Annotated in this window: 13 protein-coding genes; 5 read left to right on the top strand and 8 right to left on the bottom strand. The window is 68.5% G+C overall.

Going from position 1 to position 20,570, the window contains the following annotated elements:
* Positions 1–43 precede the first annotated feature (43 nt).
* From ACO2SS_RS04855 to ACO2SS_RS04825, 7 genes are all read right to left on the bottom strand, one after another.
* Positions 44–3,448: a maltotransferase domain-containing protein gene (locus tag ACO2SS_RS04855; protein ID WP_423276462.1), complete on the bottom strand. Its 3,405-nt coding sequence runs from the start codon at positions 3,446–3,448 to the stop codon at positions 44–46.
* Complete coding sequence (locus tag ACO2SS_RS04850; RefSeq protein WP_423276461.1) at positions 3,445–8,307, bottom strand: malto-oligosyltrehalose synthase; 4,863 nt, start codon at positions 8,305–8,307, stop codon at positions 3,445–3,447. The genes ACO2SS_RS04855 and ACO2SS_RS04850 overlap by 4 nt, the downstream gene beginning before the upstream one ends.
* Positions 8,304–10,127, bottom strand: coding sequence for a malto-oligosyltrehalose trehalohydrolase (treZ, locus tag ACO2SS_RS04845; RefSeq protein ID WP_423276460.1), 1,824 nt, complete (start codon positions 10,125–10,127; stop codon positions 8,304–8,306). The genes ACO2SS_RS04850 and treZ overlap by 4 nt, the downstream gene beginning before the upstream one ends.
* Before the next feature lie 4 nt (positions 10,128–10,131).
* On the bottom strand, positions 10,132–12,222 hold the full coding sequence (glgX, locus tag ACO2SS_RS04840; protein ID WP_423276459.1) for a glycogen debranching protein GlgX: 2,091 nt from the start codon (positions 12,220–12,222) through the stop codon (positions 10,132–10,134).
* A 25-nt stretch (positions 12,223–12,247) separates the two neighbouring features.
* Entirely contained in the window at positions 12,248–13,654 is a 1,407-nt protein-coding gene (locus tag ACO2SS_RS04835) for an alpha,alpha-trehalose-phosphate synthase (UDP-forming) (RefSeq protein WP_423276458.1), read from the bottom strand.
* A 255-nt stretch (positions 13,655–13,909) separates the two neighbouring features.
* Complete coding sequence (gene otsB / locus ACO2SS_RS04830; protein ID WP_423276457.1) at positions 13,910–14,677, bottom strand: trehalose-phosphatase; 768 nt, start codon at positions 14,675–14,677, stop codon at positions 13,910–13,912.
* A 10-nt stretch (positions 14,678–14,687) separates the two neighbouring features.
* Entirely contained in the window at positions 14,688–15,068 is a 381-nt protein-coding gene (locus tag ACO2SS_RS04825) for a DUF2934 domain-containing protein (RefSeq protein WP_423276456.1), read from the bottom strand.
* Between the two features lie 149 nt (positions 15,069–15,217).
* Between ACO2SS_RS04825 and ACO2SS_RS04820 the strand changes: the two genes are divergently transcribed.
* The 3 genes from ACO2SS_RS04820 to ptsN all read left to right on the top strand — a co-directional run bounded on the left by ACO2SS_RS04820 (position 15,218) and on the right by ptsN (position 17,225).
* Positions 15,218–16,033: a TrmH family RNA methyltransferase gene (locus ACO2SS_RS04820; RefSeq protein ID WP_423276455.1), complete on the top strand. Its 816-nt coding sequence runs from the start codon at positions 15,218–15,220 to the stop codon at positions 16,031–16,033.
* Positions 16,034–16,102: 69 nt separating this feature from the next.
* The gene (gene hpf, locus ACO2SS_RS04815; protein ID WP_423276454.1) at positions 16,103–16,720 is read left to right on the top strand and encodes a ribosome hibernation-promoting factor, HPF/YfiA family; all 618 of its coding nucleotides are present in this window, start codon (positions 16,103–16,105) and stop codon (positions 16,718–16,720) included.
* 40 nt (positions 16,721–16,760) lie between these two features.
* Complete coding sequence (ptsN, locus tag ACO2SS_RS04810) at positions 16,761–17,225, top strand: PTS IIA-like nitrogen regulatory protein PtsN (protein ID WP_423276453.1); 465 nt, start codon at positions 16,761–16,763, stop codon at positions 17,223–17,225.
* Between the two features lie 26 nt (positions 17,226–17,251).
* Here ptsN and ACO2SS_RS04805 read toward each other — a convergent pair whose 3' ends face one another.
* Positions 17,252–18,499, bottom strand: a complete 1,248-nt coding sequence (locus ACO2SS_RS04805; protein ID WP_423276452.1) for an MFS transporter — start codon at positions 18,497–18,499, stop codon at positions 17,252–17,254.
* A 160-nt stretch (positions 18,500–18,659) separates the two neighbouring features.
* Here ACO2SS_RS04805 and ACO2SS_RS04800 point away from each other — a divergent pair, with 160 nt between their 5' ends.
* Both ACO2SS_RS04800 and ACO2SS_RS04795 read left to right on the top strand, forming a co-directional pair.
* A complete protein-coding gene (locus tag ACO2SS_RS04800; protein ID WP_423276450.1) occupies positions 18,660–19,742 on the top strand; it encodes a TRAP transporter substrate-binding protein in 1,083 nt (360 codons plus the stop codon).
* Between the two features lie 40 nt (positions 19,743–19,782).
* Entirely contained in the window at positions 19,783–20,559 is a 777-nt protein-coding gene (locus ACO2SS_RS04795) for a phosphatase PAP2 family protein (protein ID WP_423276449.1), read from the top strand.
* Positions 20,560–20,570: the final 11 nt, after the last annotated feature.

Below are 20,570 nucleotides of genomic sequence, written 5' to 3'. Positions count from 1 at the left end.
GAGGGGGGCAGTGGCGATAGCGGATTCTCCTGCTTGCCGCGCCCTATTCGCTATTCACCCCTTTGGGCGGCACCAGCCGCCAGATCACCACCGGATTGTGGTTGGGATCGAGCGCGATCCGGTGCGTCTTCCCGTGCAGCCGGAAGGTGCCGCCCTTCAGGAGGTCCTCGACGGCGATCGACCCATGGTCCGGCATCCCGAACTCCCATAGCGGCACCTCGTAGGTGCATTCCTGGCGGTTCTTCGGGTCGAGATTGACGAGCACCATGACGGTGTTGTCCTTCGCGGCCGTCGTCTTGAAGAACGCCAGGATGTTGTCGTTCCAGGCATTCAGGAACGTGATGTTCCTGAAGTCCCAGAGAGCCGGGTTATTGCGGCGAATGTGGTTCAGCCGCGTGATGTGATCGCGGAGATGCCCGGGCCGGTCGAAGTCCCAGGCCTTGATCTCGTACTTCTCCGAGTTGAGGTATTCCTCCCTGCCGGGGATCGGCGTGCCTTCGGCAAGCTCGAAGCCGCTGTAGATCCCGTAGACGGAGGACAGGGTCGCCGCGAGCGTGCCTCGGATCACGAAGCCGGGCGGTCCGCTCGTCTGCAGCGGGATGGGGTTGATGTCCGGCGTGTTGGCGAAGAAATTCGGCCGGTAGTACTCGGCCATCTCGGTCTTGGCGAGCTCGGTCATGTACTCGGTGAGCTCTTCCTTGGTGTTCCGCCACGTGAAATACGTGTAGCTCTGCTGGAAGCCGATCTTCGCAAGAGCCTTCATCATCTTCGGCCGCGTGAAGGCCTCGGCCAGGAAGATGGCGTCCGGATAGGCGGTATTCACCTCGTCGATCAGCCACTTCCAGAACGGCAGCGGCTTGGTGTGCGGATTGTCCACGCGGAAGATGCGCACCCGCTCGCGGCACCAGAACAGGACCGCATCGCGCAGGGCGTACCAGAGCGAGGGCAGCGACGTGCCATAGAAATGGACGTTGTAGATGTCCTCGTATTTCTTCGGCGGGTTCTCGGCATATTTCATCGTCCCGTCGGGACGATACTCGAACCATTCCGGATGCTCCTTGATCCAGGGATGGTCAGGCGAGCATTGCACGGCGAAGTCGAGGGCGATCTCCAGCCCGTGCGCGTGGGCGGCATCCACCATGCGGCGGAAGGAATCGATGTCGCCGAGGTCGGGATGGATGGCGTCGTGCCCGCCCGCCTCCGAGCCGATCGCATAGACCGACCCGACATCGCCGGGCTCGGCCTTCAGCGAGTTGTTCTTTCCCTTGCGGTTCTTGGCACCGATGGGATGGATGGGCGGGAAGTACAGGACGTCGAAGCCCATCTCCTTCACGTAGGGGAGATGGCGGATGACGTCGTCGAACGTGCCGTGCCTGTTCGGATCATGGCTCGTCGAGCGAGGGAAGAGCTCGTACCAGGCCGAGAACTGCGCGGCGAGCCGGTCGGCGATGACGACGAGCTCGCGCGGGTAGCGCGACAGGTTCACGCGCACGGCGTGCCGGCCGATCAGTGCCGCATTGTGCTCGTCGAGGAGAATGGCGAGCCGCGCCGCCGGGTCGCCATTGGCGCTCGCCAGCCGGTCGATGATCGCCCACATGGCCGGCCCGTCCGGCCCGCCATCCGCGTTGCGGGCAGCCTCCTCGGCGATCTCGACGCCCTCGATCGTCTCGAGGGTCACGTCGACGCCGGCCTTCTGCTTGGCATGGATCTCGTGCAGCCAGGACGCGAAGGGGTCGCGCCAGCCTTCGATCGTGAAGACGTAGCGCGTGTTGCGCTCGGTCGCGAAGGAGCCCTGCCAGCGGTCGTTGTCGACGAAGTGCATCGGCGCGCGCCGCCAGGCCTCCTCGTCCGCCGGGCGGTAGAGGATCTCGGCCGCGATCTTTTCGTGCCCGTCGGAGAAGATGTCGGCCGTCACGACGACCACCTCCCCGACCAGCCGCTTCACCGGGGTCTGGCCGCCGTCGAGTTCCGGCGAGACCGCCTCGATGATGACCCGCCCCTCTCCCTTCGGGGAGACATCCGGAGCCTTTGCGGGCGCCTCGATGCGCTCGGCCACCAGGATGCGAACCTCATAGGGCCCCAGCAGAACGGGGCAGCACGGGTCGACCACCAGAGGCACGACGCCAGGCGTCCTGTCGATGAAGGGCCCGAGCACGCCGCCCGTCCGGGCGAGCAGCGTTCCGGCATCGATGGTGACGACGGTGCTGCCGGGATTGGCCAGGATCAGCACCGCCTCGGTGGCGGCAAGCATATGGCCCGCATCGAGGCGGAGCAGCGCCAGGTAGTGCGCATCCGCGGCGGAGATCTGGTATTCGGCGCCCTCGAGGTTGGCGGCCGGGATCTCGGCCTTCAGCCGGTTGATCTCCGCAATCCGGGCCGAGATGTCGATCGAGGTCTCGCGCTCCCGATCCTCCGGCACCGTGTCGACGACGTGCACCTTGCGGCGCGCACCCTCCTCGTAGCCGATCGGCATCAGCACGCCCGACGAGAAGAAGGCCGCCAGCGCGTAGCGCATGACGAGCTGGCCCTCGATCTCCGCCTCGCTCGCCTCGTCCGGGATCGCGGCCGCGATCCGGTCCATGTCGTGGTTCTCGGGAAACGCGATGGTGGGCGCGAGAAGGCGGGTCTTCTCCTGCGCCTCCATGGCCCAGGGCTTGCGGAAGTCCCACCAGGCGAAGGAATTGAAGAGGTAGTCGAAGCCGGCCTTCGCGGTCGCGACGGCCTCGTCGAAGGTGCAGCCCAGCGTCTCGGCCGCGAAGAGACAGCCCGCGTTGCGCCCCTTCGCGTTGCGGATCAGCGGCGTCCAGACCTCCGGCGGAACCTTGTAGGCGGCGTCGCACCGGAACCCGGCGATCCCGAGCCCCTGCATCCGGGCGACGTACTGATCCCAATAGCCGAGCAGGAACTCGCGCGAACTCGGGGTTGCGTAGTCGAGCTCGGCGAGGTCGCCCCACACGGTTCGTTTCGTCGGGTCGTCCGGATCGACCGCGTAGGGGCTCTCCAGTTCGCCCCACATGTTGCGGATGAAGACCTCCGGATGCTCGCTCGCCAGCACCGCATCCTTGGAGGTGTGGTTGATGACGAGGTCCGCCATCACCTTCAGGCCATGCCGGGCGGCTTCCTCCACGAAGGAGCGGATCTGGTCGTCGTCGCTGCCGCCGTCCGGATCGCGGAAGCGGTCGTCCAGCTTCGTGACGTCCTTGACCGCGTAGAGGCTGCCCGAGAACCCGGCCTGGTGGAACGGGTTCACGTAGACCCAGTCGAAATTCATGGCCGCGATGCGCGGCAGCTCGGCCTTCCAGGCCGACACACGGCCGACGAGCAGCGGGAAGAGATTGTAGATCCTCGGGCCGGGCTTCACGGTCCGGGCGGGCACCGCGACCGGCTCGCTCCTGCGCTCGGCCGGGGTCTCCGGAACGGACGCCTTGGTCTTGATGCGCGCGCTCATTCGCTTCTCCTGAGGACCGAAACGGGCAGCGCGGCAAAAAGCTCCCGGGCCATTGCGCCGTCCGGTCCGATCTCAACGTCACGGTCGTCCAGGATGCTTCGCCAGCGCCCCGGCGGGAACTGGACGGTCGCATCGCCCCACGTGGCCCCGAGGGGCAGGCCATCCTCGTCGCATAGCTCCGAGGCAAGGCGAGCGACTGCGACCAGCAGCTGCTCCTGGCCCGAACGGCGGCGGAAGGCCAGGATGCGCGGGTCGGATCCGCTCACCGGTTCGTAGTCGCCCTGGCCATAGAGGTCCGGCATGCCGGCGCGATCGGCGAGGAGACATGCGAGGACGTGCTGCTTGACGGGCCCGGTGTGCCAGTCCCGCGCGAGTTCCGCGACCGACCGGCCGTCCTGCAAGGCCGCCATGCGGGCCTGGTAGTCGACCGGGCGGCGATTGTCGGGGTCGACCAGCGAGAAGTCCCAGAACCCGGTGCCCTGATAGGTGTCCGGCACCCCCGGCAGGGTGCATTTCAGCACCGTGCGACTGAGGCCGTTGAGCGCTCCTGCTATGGCGAGCCGCTTCAAGAGCGGCCTGAACGCCCGCAGGAATGCGCTCCCCGGGGTGAGACAGGCTTCGGCCAGTGCGATCGCGGCGCCTTCGTAATCCGCGTTCGGGTTCACCCAGCTGGAATAGCGCTTCGCCTCCCGCAGGGCCTTTTCGACATATCCGCGGAACCGCTCCGCGAAGGCCTGGAGCGCCTCCTCGTCGTCCTGGTCGAGCAGCTCGAGCGGGAAGGCCCCGAGCAGCGATTGGAACAGCATGTATTGGTCGTTCGCATCCGGCGCGGCCGCACCCTCGGCGCGCCCGAGATGCGGCGCGGCGATCTCGCGCCAGGTGTCGAGGGCCTCGCGCCACCGGTCGGGCATTTCGGACAGCGCGTTCAGCCGCGCTCGCGCATCCTCGCCGCGCTTTGTGTCGTGCGTCGCCGTGGCGATCATGGCGTTCGGCCACGACCTGACCCGCTCGCGATTGGCCTTGTGGAAGGCGTCGATTGTGATTCCGAAATGGCCAGGATCGCCGCCGACCTCGTTCAGCGAGATCAGCCGCGCATAGCGGTAGAAGAGCGTATCCTCGAGGCTCTTGGCCATGACCGGGCCGGTGAGCTGCTGGAACCGCCGGCGGAAGCGCGCGACATGGTCCGGCGCCGGGCGCCCCGGTCCCTCCGTCTCGATGCGGCCGAGCAGCGCCGCAGCCGCGAAGTCGTGGACGGAGCGGTCCGGGAGCGAACTCCGCCTCTTCGCGGCCGCGACCGTGGTCTCGATCAGCTCCACGTCCTCGGGAGAGGGCTCGTCCGTGATGTAGCTCCGGTAGACCGGGAAGCGCGCGATGATCTCCACCAGCGCCACCCGGATCGCATAGACCGTGTAGTCCCGCGTCCGGCGATCGCCATCGGCGATGCGCTTCAGGTCCGAGACCAGCACCTCGAGCTCGCTCGCGAAGCTCGAGATCAGGGTCGCGACTTTCGCCGAGCGGAGCTGGTCCCCGTACGATCCCTCGACCTTCGTGAACTCGCGGTAGATGCGCTCGAAGTCGTCCGCTGCTGCGGTATCGACGAAGACCCCGTCCATCAGGTTGAGCACGTCGTAGCCGGTCGTGCCGGCGATCGGCCAGGCGCGCAGCGGCTCGCCGGGCTCGAGGATCTTCTCGACCACGATGTAGAAGCCCGGCCCGAGCGCGCTCTGCAGCTTCTGCACATAGCCTTCGGGATCGGCGAGCCCGTCGATGTGGTCGATCCGCAAGCCCTGGACGCGGCCCTCCCGGACGAGGCGGAACACGAGCGCATGCGCGGCCTCGAAGATCTCCGGCAGCTCGACCCTGATCCCGCCGAGGCCGTTGATGTCGAAGAACCGGCGATAGTTGATGTCGCTCGCCGCGACGCGCCAATGGGCCGGCCGGTAGGCCTGCATCTCCAGGATGCGGTGGAGCGTGCCGAAGCTCTCAGGGAGTCCGGGAACGCCGTTCACGACCGCGACGGCGCGCTCCAGCGCGGCGCGGAGCGCGTCCGAACTCGTCACCGCCGCGGCGAGCCGCCTCTTCAGGAGCTCCGCCTCCTCGGGGAACGCCGCCCGGCGCTCGGGCGAGCTCTCCTCGGCCATCATCCGCAGCCGGTCCGACACGGCGATCACTTCCGAATGACCTTCGAGCTCGTCCAGGACGGCGAGCGCGCGATCGAGGACGAGCGGGTAGGACAGGGGGCTGAGCGGAAGCTTGTGCTCGTGGTGCCAGACGCTGAAGGAGCCTTCGGCCTCGTCGAAGGCCAGCTTCAGGTCGCCATTCTCGAGCGCGTCGCCGTAGCGGTCCCCGAGCACCGGGATGATGAGCTTGCCGTTGGCGCCGAGCCGCTCCCAGTCGATGTCGAAGGCGCGCGCGTGAGGCGACAGCTGGCCCCATTCGAGCGTGGAGAGCCACCAGGGATTGTCGGCGCCGCCGACGCCGAGATGGTTCGGCACAACGTCGAGGATCAGCCCCAGCCCGTGCTCCTTCAGGGCCTCGGAGAGGCGTATGAAACCCTCCTCGCCGCCCAGCTCCGGATTGATCGCGGAAGGGTCCACGATGTCGTAGCCATGGGTCGAGCCGGGCCGTGCCGTGGCGATGGGAGAGGAATAGACGTGGCTGATCCCCAGCCGCTTCAGGTAGGGCAGCGCCGCGACGGCATCGTCGAACGTGAAGCCCTTGTGGAACTGGAAGCGGTAGGTCGCCCGCGGCGGCGGTGACGAGAGCGGGCTCGTGCTCGCCCGAGTTCCCCTTCCCTCGGCCGAGACCGCGGCCGCGACCTTGGCCAGCGGTCCGCCGGGGGCGTTGATGGCCCCAAGGTCGAGATCGAGCTTCCGCCGCCAGTTCGGGTGGCCCTCCGTGGTTCCGGGCATGTTCGGCTGGCTGCGGGCGCCGAGCACGTCCTCGTACTGGATGGCGTTCAGGGAGGATGGCGTGCGCGCCAGATAACGCATCACGGCTTCCGTCGGCGGCTCCTCCGGAGGCTCGGGCGAGGCCAGGAGCCGTTCCGCGAACAGCGCCTCCGACAGCCTGACGCGCTCGATGACGCGCTCGGCGCGCTCCTTCTCGCCGCGCTCGGGGTCATAGATCCCGAGATTCTGGCGCAGGTCGGTGTCGAGGCCGCGCCACCAGCCGACAAAGGTCGGCAGGTCGTGCGTCGTGATCGCGGTCAGGGCGTCCTTCGGGTAGGCGGAGGGCGGCTTGAAGCCGAGATCGTCGGTTCGCTCGAAGGCGAGGACGCGATAGCTCAAGATGCCCGAGCGCATGATCGCGTCCGAGAAGCCGTCCGGCCCGGTCCCGAGATCCTCCGCGATGACCAGCGCCTTGGCGCGGTGGCTCTCCAGCCGCAGCACCGCCAGCATGGCCTCGAACGGATAATTCACATAGGCACCCGATCCACCGCTCTGGCCGACCGGGATCAGGTAGAGCCGCTGCAGCTGAAAGGCGTGATCGATCCGGATCGCGCCGGCATGGCGCATATTCGCCTGGACGAGGTCGCGGAAGGCCGCGAGACCCTGCTGCTCGAGGACGATGGGGTGGAGCGGCGGCAACCCCCAATCCTGCCCCTGAGGGGCTAGCAGATCGGGCGGCGCGCCGATCGACAGTGTGTTGCCGAAGCGCTCCGGGTGCGACCAGATCTCGGACCCGCCCCGATCGGACCCGACCGCGAGATCGCGGTAGAGGCCGAGCGACATCCCGGCGCGCTTGGCGGCCGCCGACGCCTCGGCGAGCTGCCGGTCGGCCAGGTATTGCAGCCAGGCATGGTAGTCGACGCGGTCCCGCCGCTCGGAGGCGAAGCGCGCGACCGCCTCGGATCCGTTCCGGCGATACTCCTCCGGCCAGTCTCCGAGCCACCAGCGCCCCTCGTTCCGGAAATGCTCGTGCAGGGCCTCGAAGGTGGCATGCGCCTCCAGCTTCTCGCCCTCGGCACGGCGGAAGGCCGCGAGGCCGTGCTCGTCGGCGCCGCCGCATTCCGCCCAGAGCGCCTCGAGGACGGGAGACAGCTCAGCCCAGACCGCCGCATGGTCGACGAGCGCAGCGTCGCGCAGGGCTGCGATCCGGGCCGCGCGCCCGCCCTCCTCCAGCAGGGCGGCAGCCCGGCTTCCGGCGAAGCCAGGCACCGCCTTCGGGTCGATATGGATCGTCTCGAGGAACAGCCTGGACGAGGGTGAATAGGGCGAGATCTTGCTGCGGTCGGCCGAGAAAAGCGCGTGGACCGGGCTGAGCCCGAGAAACGAGGCGCCGAGCGGGCCGGCCCCGGACGCAGCCTCCGCGACGTCGGCATAGCTGCCGATGCCCAGATTGGACGCGGAGCGCAGGGAATAGATCTGGGCCGCGAGGCCCCAGGCCCGCCCCTCGCGTCGCATCCAGCCCGGCTGCCAGCAGCGCTCGGGCGCAACGACGAGCGTGGAGCGCGCGCGCTCCCCGCCGGCCTCCACCTCGAGTTCGAAATAGCCTTCCGGAAGAACCGGCAGGTGCAGGATCCGGCTCTGCGCGGCGCGGCCCTCGCGCACCTGCCCCGCCTCGTCCCTCAGCCGCCAGTACACGCGGCCGCCTTCGTTCGGGCGCAGCGGGATGTCGGCCGGCCGCCGCGGCGCGCGCGTGACGAGATGCGGGACGAGCGTGCTCCGGAAGGCTTCGATCCGCGCCAGGCTGTCCCGCGCCGCCGCGTCGCTGTCGGCCGGGAAGCCGAGATGGCCCAGGATCCCGCGGCGGCGCCCGGGGTCTATGTCGACCGGATCTCCATGGGCATCGATATAGCGGCTCGGGATACCGACCAGCTCCGAAAGCCGGTCGATCACGCTGTCCCCACCGCTCATCCCGCGTCTCCGGTCATGAAGAACCCGGCCCAGGCCGGAAGCAACGGGCCGAGCCCGGTCGCGTCGAGGCCTGGGCTCGCCCAGATCACACGACCGGGATAGCCGCCCCGCAGTTCCATGGCTTCCGTGCCGAAATTCGCGACGAAACGAAGCGTGCCGCCGTCGAAGCGCCACGTCACCTCGATCGCGCGGGGATTGGGCATGCTGCCCTCGGCCCCCCTGAAGCGAGTCCTCGTCAGCGGGATGACGTGCTCGCGGCGAAGCGCGAGGAGCCGGCGCGTGTCCGCCAGCACGGAGGCATGGGGCTCCCGCGACGCCTCCTCCCAGTCGAGGGTGGAGCGCGTGAAGGTCTCCTCGGCGGTCGGGTCCGGGATGGCCTCGGAGGCGCCCGGGTCGCTGAAGGCCGCAAAGTGCTGGAACTCTCGCCGCCGACCCTCGCGGACCGCCCCGGACAGGTCCTCGTCAGGCGCGAAATCGACAAAGAACTGGTAGGGCGCCGAGGCGGACCATTCCTCCCCCATGAAGAGCATCGGGATCTGGGGCGAGAGGAGGAGGCCGGCGCGCGCCAGCGCCAGTCGATCGGGATCCGCCAGCGCGGAGAGACGCTCGCCGAAGGCACGGTTGCCGATCTGATCGTGGTTCTGGAGGAAGGCCACGAAGGCGGATGGCGGCAGATGGCCCGAGGGCTCGCCACGCGGCTTCCCGCCGGCATGCGCCGAGGGATCCCCCTGGTAGCCGAAGCCTTCCACGAGGCACCGGACGAGCCGCTCGACGGGCTTGTCGGAGAAATCCTGGAAATAGGCCTCGCTCTCGCCGGTCAGCAGTACGTGCCAGCAATGGTGGACGTCGTCGTTCCACTGGGCGGTATGCAGCCGGGGCGTGCCGGCCTCGTCGCGCTCCAGCCAGCGCGCCTGGTTCTTCTCGTTCTCCAGCACGAGGTGGATGTGGCGGCCCGGCGCGGCCGCGCGCACCCGCTCGGCGAGTTCGGCCAGGATGTTCCTGTCGCTGTCGTCCAGGATCGCGTGGACGGCGTCGAAGCGCAGCCCGTCCACGTTGAACTCCTCGATCCAGTAGAGCGCGTTGTGCACGAAGAAGTCGCGGACCGGCTTCCCGTCCGCGCCGTCGAAGTTCAGGCCCGCGCCCCAGGGTGTCTGGTGGCGCTCAGTGAAGAACTGCTCGGCATATTGGTGGAGATAATTTCCGGCCGGCCCGAAGTGGTTATAGACCACGTCGATCAGCACCATGATGCCGAGCGCATGCGCCCGGTCGATGAACTGCTTCAGGTCTTCCGGGCGGCCATAGACGCCATCCGGCGCGAATGGCAGCACGCCGTCATAGCCCCAGTTCCGCGCGCCGGCGAAGTCCGCCAGCGGCAGGAGCTCGATCGCCGTGATGCCGAGATCACGCAGCCCCTCGAGCTTCCCGGCGAGTGCCGCATAGGTGCCTTCGGGCGTCGCCGTTCCGACGTGCGCCTCGTAGACGACGGCCTCTTCCCAGGGCCGGCCGGCCCAGCCGCGGTCGCGCCATTCGTAGTCGCGCGGATCGACGACCTCGCTCAGGCCCGAGACGTCGTCCGGCTGGAAGCGCGAGGCCGGGTCGGGAACGATCGTCTCGCCCCCATCGATGCGGAATCCGTAGCGGCTGCCGGACTTCGCCTTGGGGAGCAGGAGCCGCCGCCAGCCCTCGCCGACGTGTGGCATCTCGTGTTCCGCGCCATCCACCACGAGCGCGACCTTTTCCGCGCTCGGTGCCCAGAGAGCGAACCGTACACCACGGTCCGTGACCTCGGCCCCGAACGGCATGGCGTGCCGTCGCCGCATGCTGCTACCCTGTTTGCTTGATGCCCCGGAAGAGTATGAGCGAACGGAAACCGACAACGAAGGTTCCGCCAGCCTCGCGGGTGTGTCCGAAACTGTCCGGCTGCCCTGTTTTCGTACCCGTATCCAGGATGGGCGACCACGAATCCACACCGAGTTCCGGCAGCCTGAACCAGGCCTCGCTCTCTCCGGAATTGAGGAGGATGAGCAGCATCCGTCCGTCCGGCGCGTCGCTGCCGAGGACGACACCCAGCTCGCGCCGGGCCGGATCCTCCCATTCGTCCGAGGCGATTTCCGTGCCGTCCGGCTTCAACCAATGCACGTCCTTGAGGCCCGTATCGGGGTCCGGGATTCCGTGGAGGAAGGTCGTGCGCCGGAGCGCCGCGTGCGTCCGGCGGATTTCCGCCAGATAGGCCACGAAGGCAGGCAATTCGGGATCCCCCGCCGCGCCCCCCTCCCAGTCGAGCCAGGATACCTCGTTGTCCTGGCAATAGGCGTTGTTGTTGCCGCCCTGGCTCCGCGACAGCTCGTCTCCCATCAGGAGCATCGGCACGCCCTGCGAGAGCATCACGGTCGCCAGGAGGTTGCGCTTCTGCCGGGCCCTCAGCGCCAGGATTGCCGGGTCGTCCGTCGGGCCTTCCACGCCGCAATTCCATGACTCGTTATGCGCGTGCCCGTCCCGGTTCTCCTCGCCGTTCGCCCAGTTGTGCCGCTGTTCGTAGGAGACGAGGTCGGCGAGCGTGAAACCGTCATGGGAGGCGACGTAATTGACGCTCGCCAAGGGCCCGCGGCCGCTCGCTTCCAAGATCTCGCGCGAGCCCGCCAGGCCTCGCACCAGCTCGGGCACCTGCCCGTCGGCGCCACGCCAGTATCGCCTCGCCGAGTCGCGGAAGAGATCGTTCCACTCCCCCCAGCTGCGCGGAAACCCGCCGAGCCTGTAACCGCCCTCGCCGATATCCCAGGGCTCGGCGATGAGCTTGACGCGGGAGAGAACCGGATCTTCGGCAAGCTGCACGAAGAACGGCGCGTCGCGGTCGAACTCATAGGGGTTGCGCCCGAGCGTCGTCGCGAGATCGAACCGGAACCCGTCGATCCGATACTCCTCGACCCAGAGCCGTAGCGAGTCGAGCACGTGCCGAACGACGGCCGGCTGGCTCAGGTCGAGCGAGTTGCCGCATCCCGTGCAGTTGAAGGTGCGCCGCCGATCGCCCGGCATCGCCTTGTAGTAGACGGCGTTGTCGATGCCCCGGAACGAGAGCGTCGGCCCCGTCTCCTCCAGCTCCGCCGTATGGTTGTAGACGACGTCGAGGATGACCTCGATGCCGGCCCGGTGGAGGGCCGCGATGGCGCCCTTGAAGCCCGGGATGCCGCCGGGGCCGAGATAGCGGGCTTCCGGCGCGAAGAAGCCGAGCGAGGAATAGCCCCAGTAATTCACCAGCCCCTTCTCGACCAGGAAGCGGTCGTCCGAGAAGGCATGGATCGGCAGGAGCTCGAGGGCGGTCACGCCGAGGCGGAGCAGGTGCTCGACGACCATCGGGTGGCCAAGCGCCTCGAACGTGCCGCGCAACTCGGGCGGCAGCCCCGGATGCAGCTTCGTCAGCCCCCTGGCATGGGCCTCGTAGATGAAAGTCTCGGACCAGGGCCGGCGCGGCGGCGCGTCGTCGCCCCAGTCGAAGGACGGGTCGACCACGACCGACCGGGGCATGAACGGGGCGCTGTCGGCGCTGTTGAAGCTCAGGTCGGTCTCCGGCGAGGCCGGATCGAAGCCATAGGTGGCGTCCGACCAGATGATCGAGCCGGAGAGAAGCCGCGCACAGGGATCGAGCAGGAGCTTGTGCGGATTGAAGCGGTGTCCCTGCTCCGGCTCGTAGGGCCCGTGCACCCGGTATCCGTAGAGCTGGCCGGGCCCGAGCCCATCGACATGGACGCGCCACACGTCGCCGGTTCTCGCGAGCGGGATGCGGGCCCGCTCTTCGGGGGACCCTTCGTCGAAAAGGCAGAGCTCGACGGCCGTCGCATGGCGCGAGAACAGGCCGAAGTCGACGCCGGTATCCGTCGGGCTCGCCCCGAGCGCGCGGGGCCGCACCGACCGCGTCACGCTCCAGGTCCCGTCGGAGACGGCGTTAGGCGCTGACCCCCAGGAAATTTCCCTGCCCGACCGGCTCGGAAGCCTTGGCCAGGGCCCCGATGAACCCGCGCCACCAATCCCCGACCGTATGGGTATCGAGGTGCCGCATCATCTCGTCCCAACGCTCCCGCCGCTCCTGGACGGACATGGCGAGCGCGCGAGCGATCGCATCGCCCGTCTCGGCCGCATTGTAGGGGTTCACGATGAGTGCGCCGTGCAGCTCGAACGCCGCCCCGGCATAGCGGGACAGGACGAGCACGCCGGGATCCTCGGGCGACTGCGATGCCACATACTCCTTGGCGACGAGATTCATCCCGTCCCTCAGGGGTGTGATCAAGCCGACCCGCGCCGCACGGTAAAGGCCCGCGAGCGTGGTATGCGGGATATTCTGGTTGAGGTAGCGGATCGGGGTCCAGTCGACATCGCCGTAACGGCCATTCGCCTCGCCGACGCGGGCCGCCACCTCCTGCTGAATCCGGCGGTATTCAGGCACCTCCGAGCGCGACTTGGGCGTGACCTGAAGGTAGGTGACGCGCCTGAGCTCCTCCGGATGCGCCCCCAGATAGGAGCAGAAGGACTGGATGCGCTCCTCGATGCCCTTGGAATAATCCAGCCGGTCCACGCCGATCAGCAGCTTCTGGCCCGCGAGGGTCGAGATGAGGCGCTTCACGCTGGGCGCGTGCTCGGCCTTTGTGGCCGCCTCGCGGAACGCCGGGGTGTCGATCCCGATCGGGAAGGCGGCCGCGCGGAAACTGTGCCCCTCCGGGGTCTGGAACCAGCCGTCTCCGATCTCCGAAGCGATGCCCTCCTCCACCAGGCAGCGGCCGAAATTGGCGGCATCCCGCGGCGTCTGAAAGCCGACCAGATCGTAGGCCGAGAATCCCTTGAGGAGGCGCTTGTATTCGGGCAGCGCGCTCGCGATCTCGGGCGCAGGCCAGGGGATGTGGTGGAAGAACCCGATGCGGCCGTCGAAGCCGCGTTCCCGCAACTCCGACGCCATCGGGATCAGATGGTAGTCGTGCACCCAGACGAGGTCGCCCGGCTCCAGCAGGCGGATGAGCTTGCGCCCGAACAGGCTGTTGACGCGGAAATAGGCCGCCGTTTCCCGCTCGGAGAAATGCGTGAGGCCAAGCCGGTAATGGCAGACGGGCCAAAGAGCCCGATTGGCGAATCCGAGGTAATATTCGTCGACGTCGCGCTTGGTGAGGTCGGTCACCGCGAAGGTGATACGCCCGACCTGCCGCACGTCGAGGGCGTCAGCATCGATCGCCGGGCGGGAATCGCCCGACCAGCCGAACCAGATCCCGCCATGCTCCTTTAGGGCCGCCTCGAGCGCGACGGCGAGGCCGCCTGGGCCGGCAGCCGCGCGGCGCCCCGGAACGGGAACGCGATTGGAGACCACGACCAGACGGCCCCCGCCGCCCGATCCTCCCCCGTGTTGCCCTTCGACAGCCTGGTCCCCGCTTAGGCGGGCCCGACCCCCAGGGCGGAAACCTGCACCCGGCAGCTCGCTCCGTCCCTTCATTTCCGGACGGTGCCCCACCGCGTCGCCCGGTTTGATTCCCTGTGACCTTATCATTCTCGACGCCACCTGTACCCCAACGATGAACCCTTTCGTTGGGGACAGGGTTCCCGGGAGGGGTACCGGCGCGGCGTTTTAGGCGTCCCGGAGCGCGTCGGTTTCCAGGCCTGTCTCGAGCCAGCCTGCCATGGCGAGGCGGAGGCTGGCCGGCGAGGCCAAGCGGTAGCGCGCCAGGGTCTCCCCCTCGCCGATCTTGATCGTCACGCCCCCGAGCTCGTCCACGGCCGCGAAGCCGTGCTCGTCCGTCTTGTCGTCGCCGATGAAGACAGGGCGGCGGCCGAGATAGGGCGGCGACGTCATGAGCTGCCGTATGCCGTCGCCCTTCCCGGCCCGGCCGGGAACGATCTCGCGGACCGCCTTTCCGTCCTGGATCTTGTAGGTGGGGCCCAATTCAGCCGCGAGGTCCTCGACGGCGGCTCGGGCCTCCTGCTCGAACTCGGGCGCGGTCCGCCAATGAACGGCGACGCCGATGCCCTTCTCTTCGACGATCAGCCCGGGAAAGTGCGAGAGCCGCGCCCGCAAACGGGCGACAGGCTCGCGGAGATCGGCCAGCCCTTCCGGCAGGAACAGCCTGCCGTCGATCCGGCGCTCGAGCCCGTGCATGCCGCAGACATCGAGCCCCAGTCCGGGCAGGAAGTGATCCACCTCCGCGACCGGCCTCCCCGTCACGACCGCAAGCGCGCCGCCGAGCCGGTCACGGAGGGCCGACAGCAAAGGGGGAAGTTCGGGATCGACCACGACCGAGTCGGGGGTCGGGGCGATCTCCACCAGGGTGCCGTCGAAATCGAGGAAGAGGGCCAGGTGGTCGAGCCGGATAGGAGGCTCCTTTTCACGTGATGCCATTGAGGCGCGATCAGACCTTCTTCTTGGATTTCGTGGCGGCAGCCGGGGCAGCCTTCGCGCCTTTGCCGGTGCTCTTGGGAGCGCTCTTCGCAGCGCTCTTGGGGGCGGGCTCCTCCTCCGCCCTGGTCTTGGCGGCGGCAGGCTTCGCGGAGGCCGCCTTTCCCTTCGGTACCTCGGCTGCGGCCGCGGCCGTCTTGGACGGTTTTGATTTGGCGCCAGATGCGCCGGCCGCGGGTTTGGCGGCCTTCGGGGCAGCGGAACGGGCCTCGCCAGCCTCGATCTCGCGCACCGCCTGCGCCCAATGCTCCTCGGCCTTGCCGTGCTGGCGGCCGCTCGCTTCCCAGATCTCGTAAGCTCTCTGCCGAATCTTGCCGTCCCGCTCTGACGCCATGTTGCACCCCGTTCAGCCCCGCTGGCGCACTCGGAACCAGCTTGGCACTAAGTGACGAGCGATTCGCTGTTAGTCTTCAAGCGTGGCTGCGTCATGCAGCGTAGACGAGAAGGTACGAACCCGGACATCAGAACGGACAGCTTGCGATAATGATCCGCATCGAGGACCCGGATGATCCCAGGGTCCAGCACTACCGGGCCGTCCGCGACCGGGATCTCGCCGGGCGGGAAGGCCGCTTCATCGTCGAGGGCGAGGTCGTCCTGCGCAACCTCCTGAGCGCCGCCTCGCGCTTCCGGACGGAATCCATCCTCCTGTCCGAGACCCGTGCGGCGGCGCTCGAACCGGCTCTCGAGGCGCTCCCTCCCAGCCTGCCGGTCTATGTCGCGAGCCAGGCCGTCATGGACGCGACCGTGGGCTTCCACATTCATCGCGGCGTGCTCGCGGTGGGCCTGCGGGGTGAGAACCTCGGGGTCCGGGCGCTGCTCGGCCGGCTTCCGGAGCGCTGCCTCGTCCTCGGCCTGATGGGCCTGTCGAACCACGACAATATCGGCGGTATCTTCCGCAACGCCGCCGCCTTCGGGGTCGATGCCGTCCTGCTGGACCGGAGGTCCTGCGACCCTCTCTACCGCAAGGCCCTGCGGGTCTCCGTCGGAGCCTCGCTGCTCGTCCCGTTCGCCTGGTCCGAGGACCCCGGCGCGTTGGTCGGTGAACTCGAGGCAGCGGGCATAAGCCCCTTCGCGCTCAGCCCTTCCGCCCAGACCACGATCGACGAGCAGGCCTGGCCGAAGCGGACGGCCCTGCTCCTGGGCGCGGAGGGCCCGGGCCTTCCGGCCTGGCTGCTCGCTCGCGTCCCGGCTCTGCGGATCGCCATGGCGCCCGGCTTCGATTCCCTCAACGTCGCGACGACCTCGGGCATCGCCCTCCATGCCGTGCGGCGCGGCCGTGTAGGCCGGCCGGCCGATTGACGGCCGCGCCGGCGCGAACCACCTTGGCAGGAACCGCGGGGTGCGACGCGCGGCCGCAAGGGAGGCGACATGGCCATCAGGGTGTCCGGAAAGAACCTGGATGTCGGCGAGGCGCTCAGATCCCAGGCGGAGACACGGCTGCAGGCGGCGCTCGGAAAATACTTCGACGGTGCGGGGGCGGCGCACGTGATGGTCTCGCGCGACGGAGCCGGCTTCCGGACCGATTGCATCGTGAAGCTCGGCCATGGCGCGACCCTTGAAGCGTCGGGCACCGCGCAGGACGCCCATGCGAGCTTCGATCTCTCCGCCCTGCGGATCGAGAAGCGGCTGAGGCGCTACAAGCGGCGAATCAGGGACCGCAGCGGCGAGGGCGGATCGCATCCGCCGAGTACCGAAGCGGAGAGCGCCTACGTCATCATCGAGGCACCCGGCAGGGAGGAGATCGAGGCTGACGACGAGGATTACCATCCCGTCGTCATCGCCGAGACCACCAGGCGTCTCGACCGTCTCACGGTGGGTGATGCCGTGATCGAACTCGACCTCGCGGGCGCTCCCGCCCTGGTTTTCAGGCATGCTGGCCATGGCCGAGTGAACGTCGTATATCGCCGGCAAGATGGCTCGATCGGGTGGGTCGACCCACCGCTCGATGATGCAGATGACCCTGGCCGAAGGCTTGCTAAGCAGTGAGCGGGATGGCCACGCCAAACCTCACCTGAGTTCTCGACCAATGCCTTTGCTCGACTTCCTGAGCCCGGAGGCGGTTGCGCCTTCCCTGAAGGCCAACTCCAAGAAGCAGGCCCTCCAGGAGCTCGCCGTGCACGCGGCACGGCTGACCGGCCGCGACGAGCGCGAGATTTTCGATACTCTCCTGCAGCGCGAACGCCTGGGCTCGACCGGGATCGGGGAAGGCATCGCCATCCCGCACGGCAAGCTGCCGAAGCTGGATCACCTGTTCGGCCTTTTCGCCCGGCTCGAGAAGCCGATCGACTTCGAGGCGCTCGACGGCGAGCCGGTCGACCTGCTCTTCCTGCTCCTCGCGCCCGAGGGTGCCGGGGCAGACCACCTCAAGGCGCTCGCCCGCGTCGCGCGCGTGCTGCGCGAGCCCGGCTGCCATGACCGGATCCGTGCCGCCCGGGACGCGAGCGCCCTCTACGCAGTGCTGACGCAGGAGCCCGCGCCGCACGCCGTGTAGCAGGCGGGTCGCGCCCGCCGCCGCCCTCAGGCGGTCGGCTGCGCGACCGGTACGGGAACCGCCGGCCGGCGATCGACCGGCGGGCGCACGTTCATCAGCATCTGCGCGAAGCCCGCGATCAGGCCGATGAGCACGGCCGCCTTCCAGGCGACGTCGTAGCTGCCGAGCGCGTCATAGACCATGCCGCCGCCCCAGGCGCCCAGGAACGAGCCGACCTGGTGGCTGAAGAACGCGATGCCGACGAGGGTCGTCATGTAGCGGAGGCCGAACAGCTCGACGACGAGCCCGTTCACGAGCGGCACGACCCCGAGCCACAGGGTGCCCATCGCGGCGCCGAAGACCAGCGTTGAGGCCGGCGTCGGCGGGAGGAGGAAATACGCCGCGACGAAGAGCGAGCGCAGCACGTAGACGCCGCCGAGGAGGTACTGCTTGGGGTAGCGCCCTCCGAGCCAGCCGAAGAGATACGAGCCGATCACGTTGAAGAAGCCGATGGCCGCGAGCGCGGCCGCGCCGACGGACGGGTCCATGCCGCAATCGGCCAGGTAGGTCGGCAGGTGCGTCGTGATGAAGACGAGCTGGAGGCCGCAGACGAAGAAGGCGAGCGCCATCACGACATAGCCGGAATGGCCGAAGGCGGAGCGCAGGACCTCCGACAGGGATTGTTCGAGCTGCTGGGTCTTGGCCGGCTCCATCCGGTCGACCCGCCCGGCCCCGATCGCGGCCGGGATCATGACGCAGGCGAGGCCCATGAAGCCGATCAGGGCGACCTGCCAGCCGGAGGTGGAGATGAGCGTCTGGGCCATCGGGGAGGCGATGACGAGGCCGAGCGAGCCCAGCGCCGACACCATGCCCATGGTGACGCTGCGGCGGGCCGGCGTCACGGCGCGCGAGGAGATGCTCATTGCGACGCTGGAGGCGCAGCAGGACAGCGCGAGCCCGATGCAGATCCCCGATCCCAGGATGAGGTGAAGCGCCGAGGTGGCCGTGACCATGAGGCCGAGGCCGGCCATGTAGACGGCGACGCCGGCGAGCGTCAGCCAGCGAAACCCGAGCCGGTCGGCCAGGATCCCGACGAAGGGCTGCGAGATGCCCCAGACGATGTTCTGGATCGCCATCGCGAGCGAGAAATCGGCGGTGGTCACGCCGATGTCGCGCACCATGTGCGGCTGGAACAGCCCGAAGCTCTGCCGCATTCCCATGGCGAGGCTCAGCATGATCGCGGCCCCACCCAGGATCGACCAGCGCTGGACGGGGCTCAGGCTCGCAGGCGTCATGCTTCCTCCAAACTTTCAGGGGCTTATGGCATGGAAGGATCTTCTCCGCCTGCGCCTCCCGAGAGGCTGGGGCGTGCGTCCAGCGCAGGACTCTGCCGACTTAACCCCGGCGGGCGGGAGGTCTATTGACGGCGCGAGAGATCTCTCGAGGGAGCAAGGAATGGATCGTCGGTCTTTGTTGAAGGGCGGCGGGATCGCGGCCGGAGCCGCGGCGGTCGCCAGCCCGGCGATTGCGCAGGGCCTGCCGGAGATCCGCTGGCGGATGGCGTCGAGCTACCCCAAGAGCCTCGACACCCTTTTCGGGGCGGGTGCCCACATCGCCAAGCGGGTGGCGGCCGCGACCGACAACAAGTTCCAGATCCAGGTCTTCGCGGCCGGCGAACTCATCGGCGGCCTGCAGGTGCTGGACGCGGTCCAGAACGCGACCGTGGAGTGCGGCTACACGCTGTCGAGCTTCTATATCGGCAAGGACCCGACCTTCATGTTCGAGGCCTCGGTCCCCTTCGGCCTCAACACCCGGCACCATAACGGCTGGATGATCCACGGCGGCGGGCTGCAGCTCGTGCGGGACTTCATGGCCGACTACAACATCGTCAACTTCCCGGCCGGCAACACGGGCGCCCAGATGGGCGGGTGGTTCCGCAGGGAGATCAACTCGGTCGAGGACCTGAAGGGCCTCAAGTTCCGGATCGCCGGAATGGGCGGGCAGGTCCTCTCCCGCCTCGGCGTCGTCCCCCAGGTCCTGGCGGGAGGCGACATCTATCCGGCGCTCGAGCGCGGCACCCTGGACGCGGTCGAATGGGCCGGCCCCTACGACGACGAGAAGCTCGGCTTCGCGAAGGTCGCCCGCTACTACTACTACCCGGGCTTCTGGGAGGGCACGGCCGGCACCTCGCTCTACGTGAACAAGGACAAGCTTGCGACGTTGCCGGAGGCCTACAGGAACGTGCTGGAGGCAGCCTGCGCGGAGGCCAATCTCTGGTGCCTGTCCAAGTACGACGCGGAGAACCCGGACGCGCTGCGCCGCGTGATCGGCCAGGGCGCGCAGCTCCGCGCCTTCCCGCGCGAGGTGCTAGAGGCGGGTTACAAGCAGGCCTTCCAGCTCTACGGCGAGATCGCCGCGCAGAATCCGAAGTTCAAGAAGATCTACGACCACTGGTCGGCTTTCCGCGAGAAGGAGCTGACCTGGTTCCGGATCGGCGAGTTCCCGTTCGACTACTTCATCTATTCGCAGCGGAACTGAGGGTGCGCGCCCGCAGGCCGGTGGGAGCGGGGACCCGTTCATGAAATTTCCCGCCGGCCAGCCCCGCCATGGCGCCGTCCAGCACCTGTACCGCAACCTGACGCTCCGCCTCGGCCTGACCGAGGCGGGGCCGCTCGTCACCCTGGCCCTGGTGGGCCTGTTCGGGTGGGGTTTCGTGGCTCTCGCCGGCGAGGTGATGGACCACGACACCCTCGCCTTCGACAGGACCCTGCTGCTCGCGCTGCGGAGCCCGACCGATCCGGCCGACCCGCTCGGTCCGGCCTGGCTGGAAGAGAGCGCGCGGGATTTCACCGGCCTCGGTGGCCACGCGATCCTGGGCCTGGTGACGCTCGCCACGCTGGGCTACCTCCTCATGACGCGCCGGCGCGGTGCGGCCGCGCTCGTGTTCTTCGCCGTCGCGGGCGGCATGGTCGTGAGCGCGCTCCTCAAACTCGGCTTCGAGCGGCCGCGACCCGACCTCGTCCCGCACGGGGTGCGGGTCTACACGGCGAGCTTCCCGTCCGGGCACGCGATGCTCTCCGCCGTGACCTACCTGACCCTCGGGGCGCTCCTGGCGCGCGTGCACAAGCCGAGGCGCGTCAAAGTGTTCTTCCTCGGGCTCGCCGTCGTCCTGACCGTCCTGATCGGGCTCTCGCGCATCTATCTCGGCGTGCATTGGCCCTCGGACGTACTCGCCGGGTGGTGCGTCGGAGCCTGCTGGGCCAGCCTTTGCTGGTACGTCGCGCTCCTCCTCCAGCGCAGGGGCCAGGTCGAGACGGAGGCGCCCCCAGCGACGCCCGGCCGGTCGGCTACCTGACCGGCTGCCGG

Origin of the sequence: Enterovirga sp. CN4-39 (assembly GCF_049446235.1) — a bacterium.
Classification (GTDB): domain Bacteria; phylum Pseudomonadota; class Alphaproteobacteria; order Rhizobiales; family Beijerinckiaceae; genus Enterovirga.
This window is presented reverse-complemented; position numbering and strand designations above follow the sequence as displayed.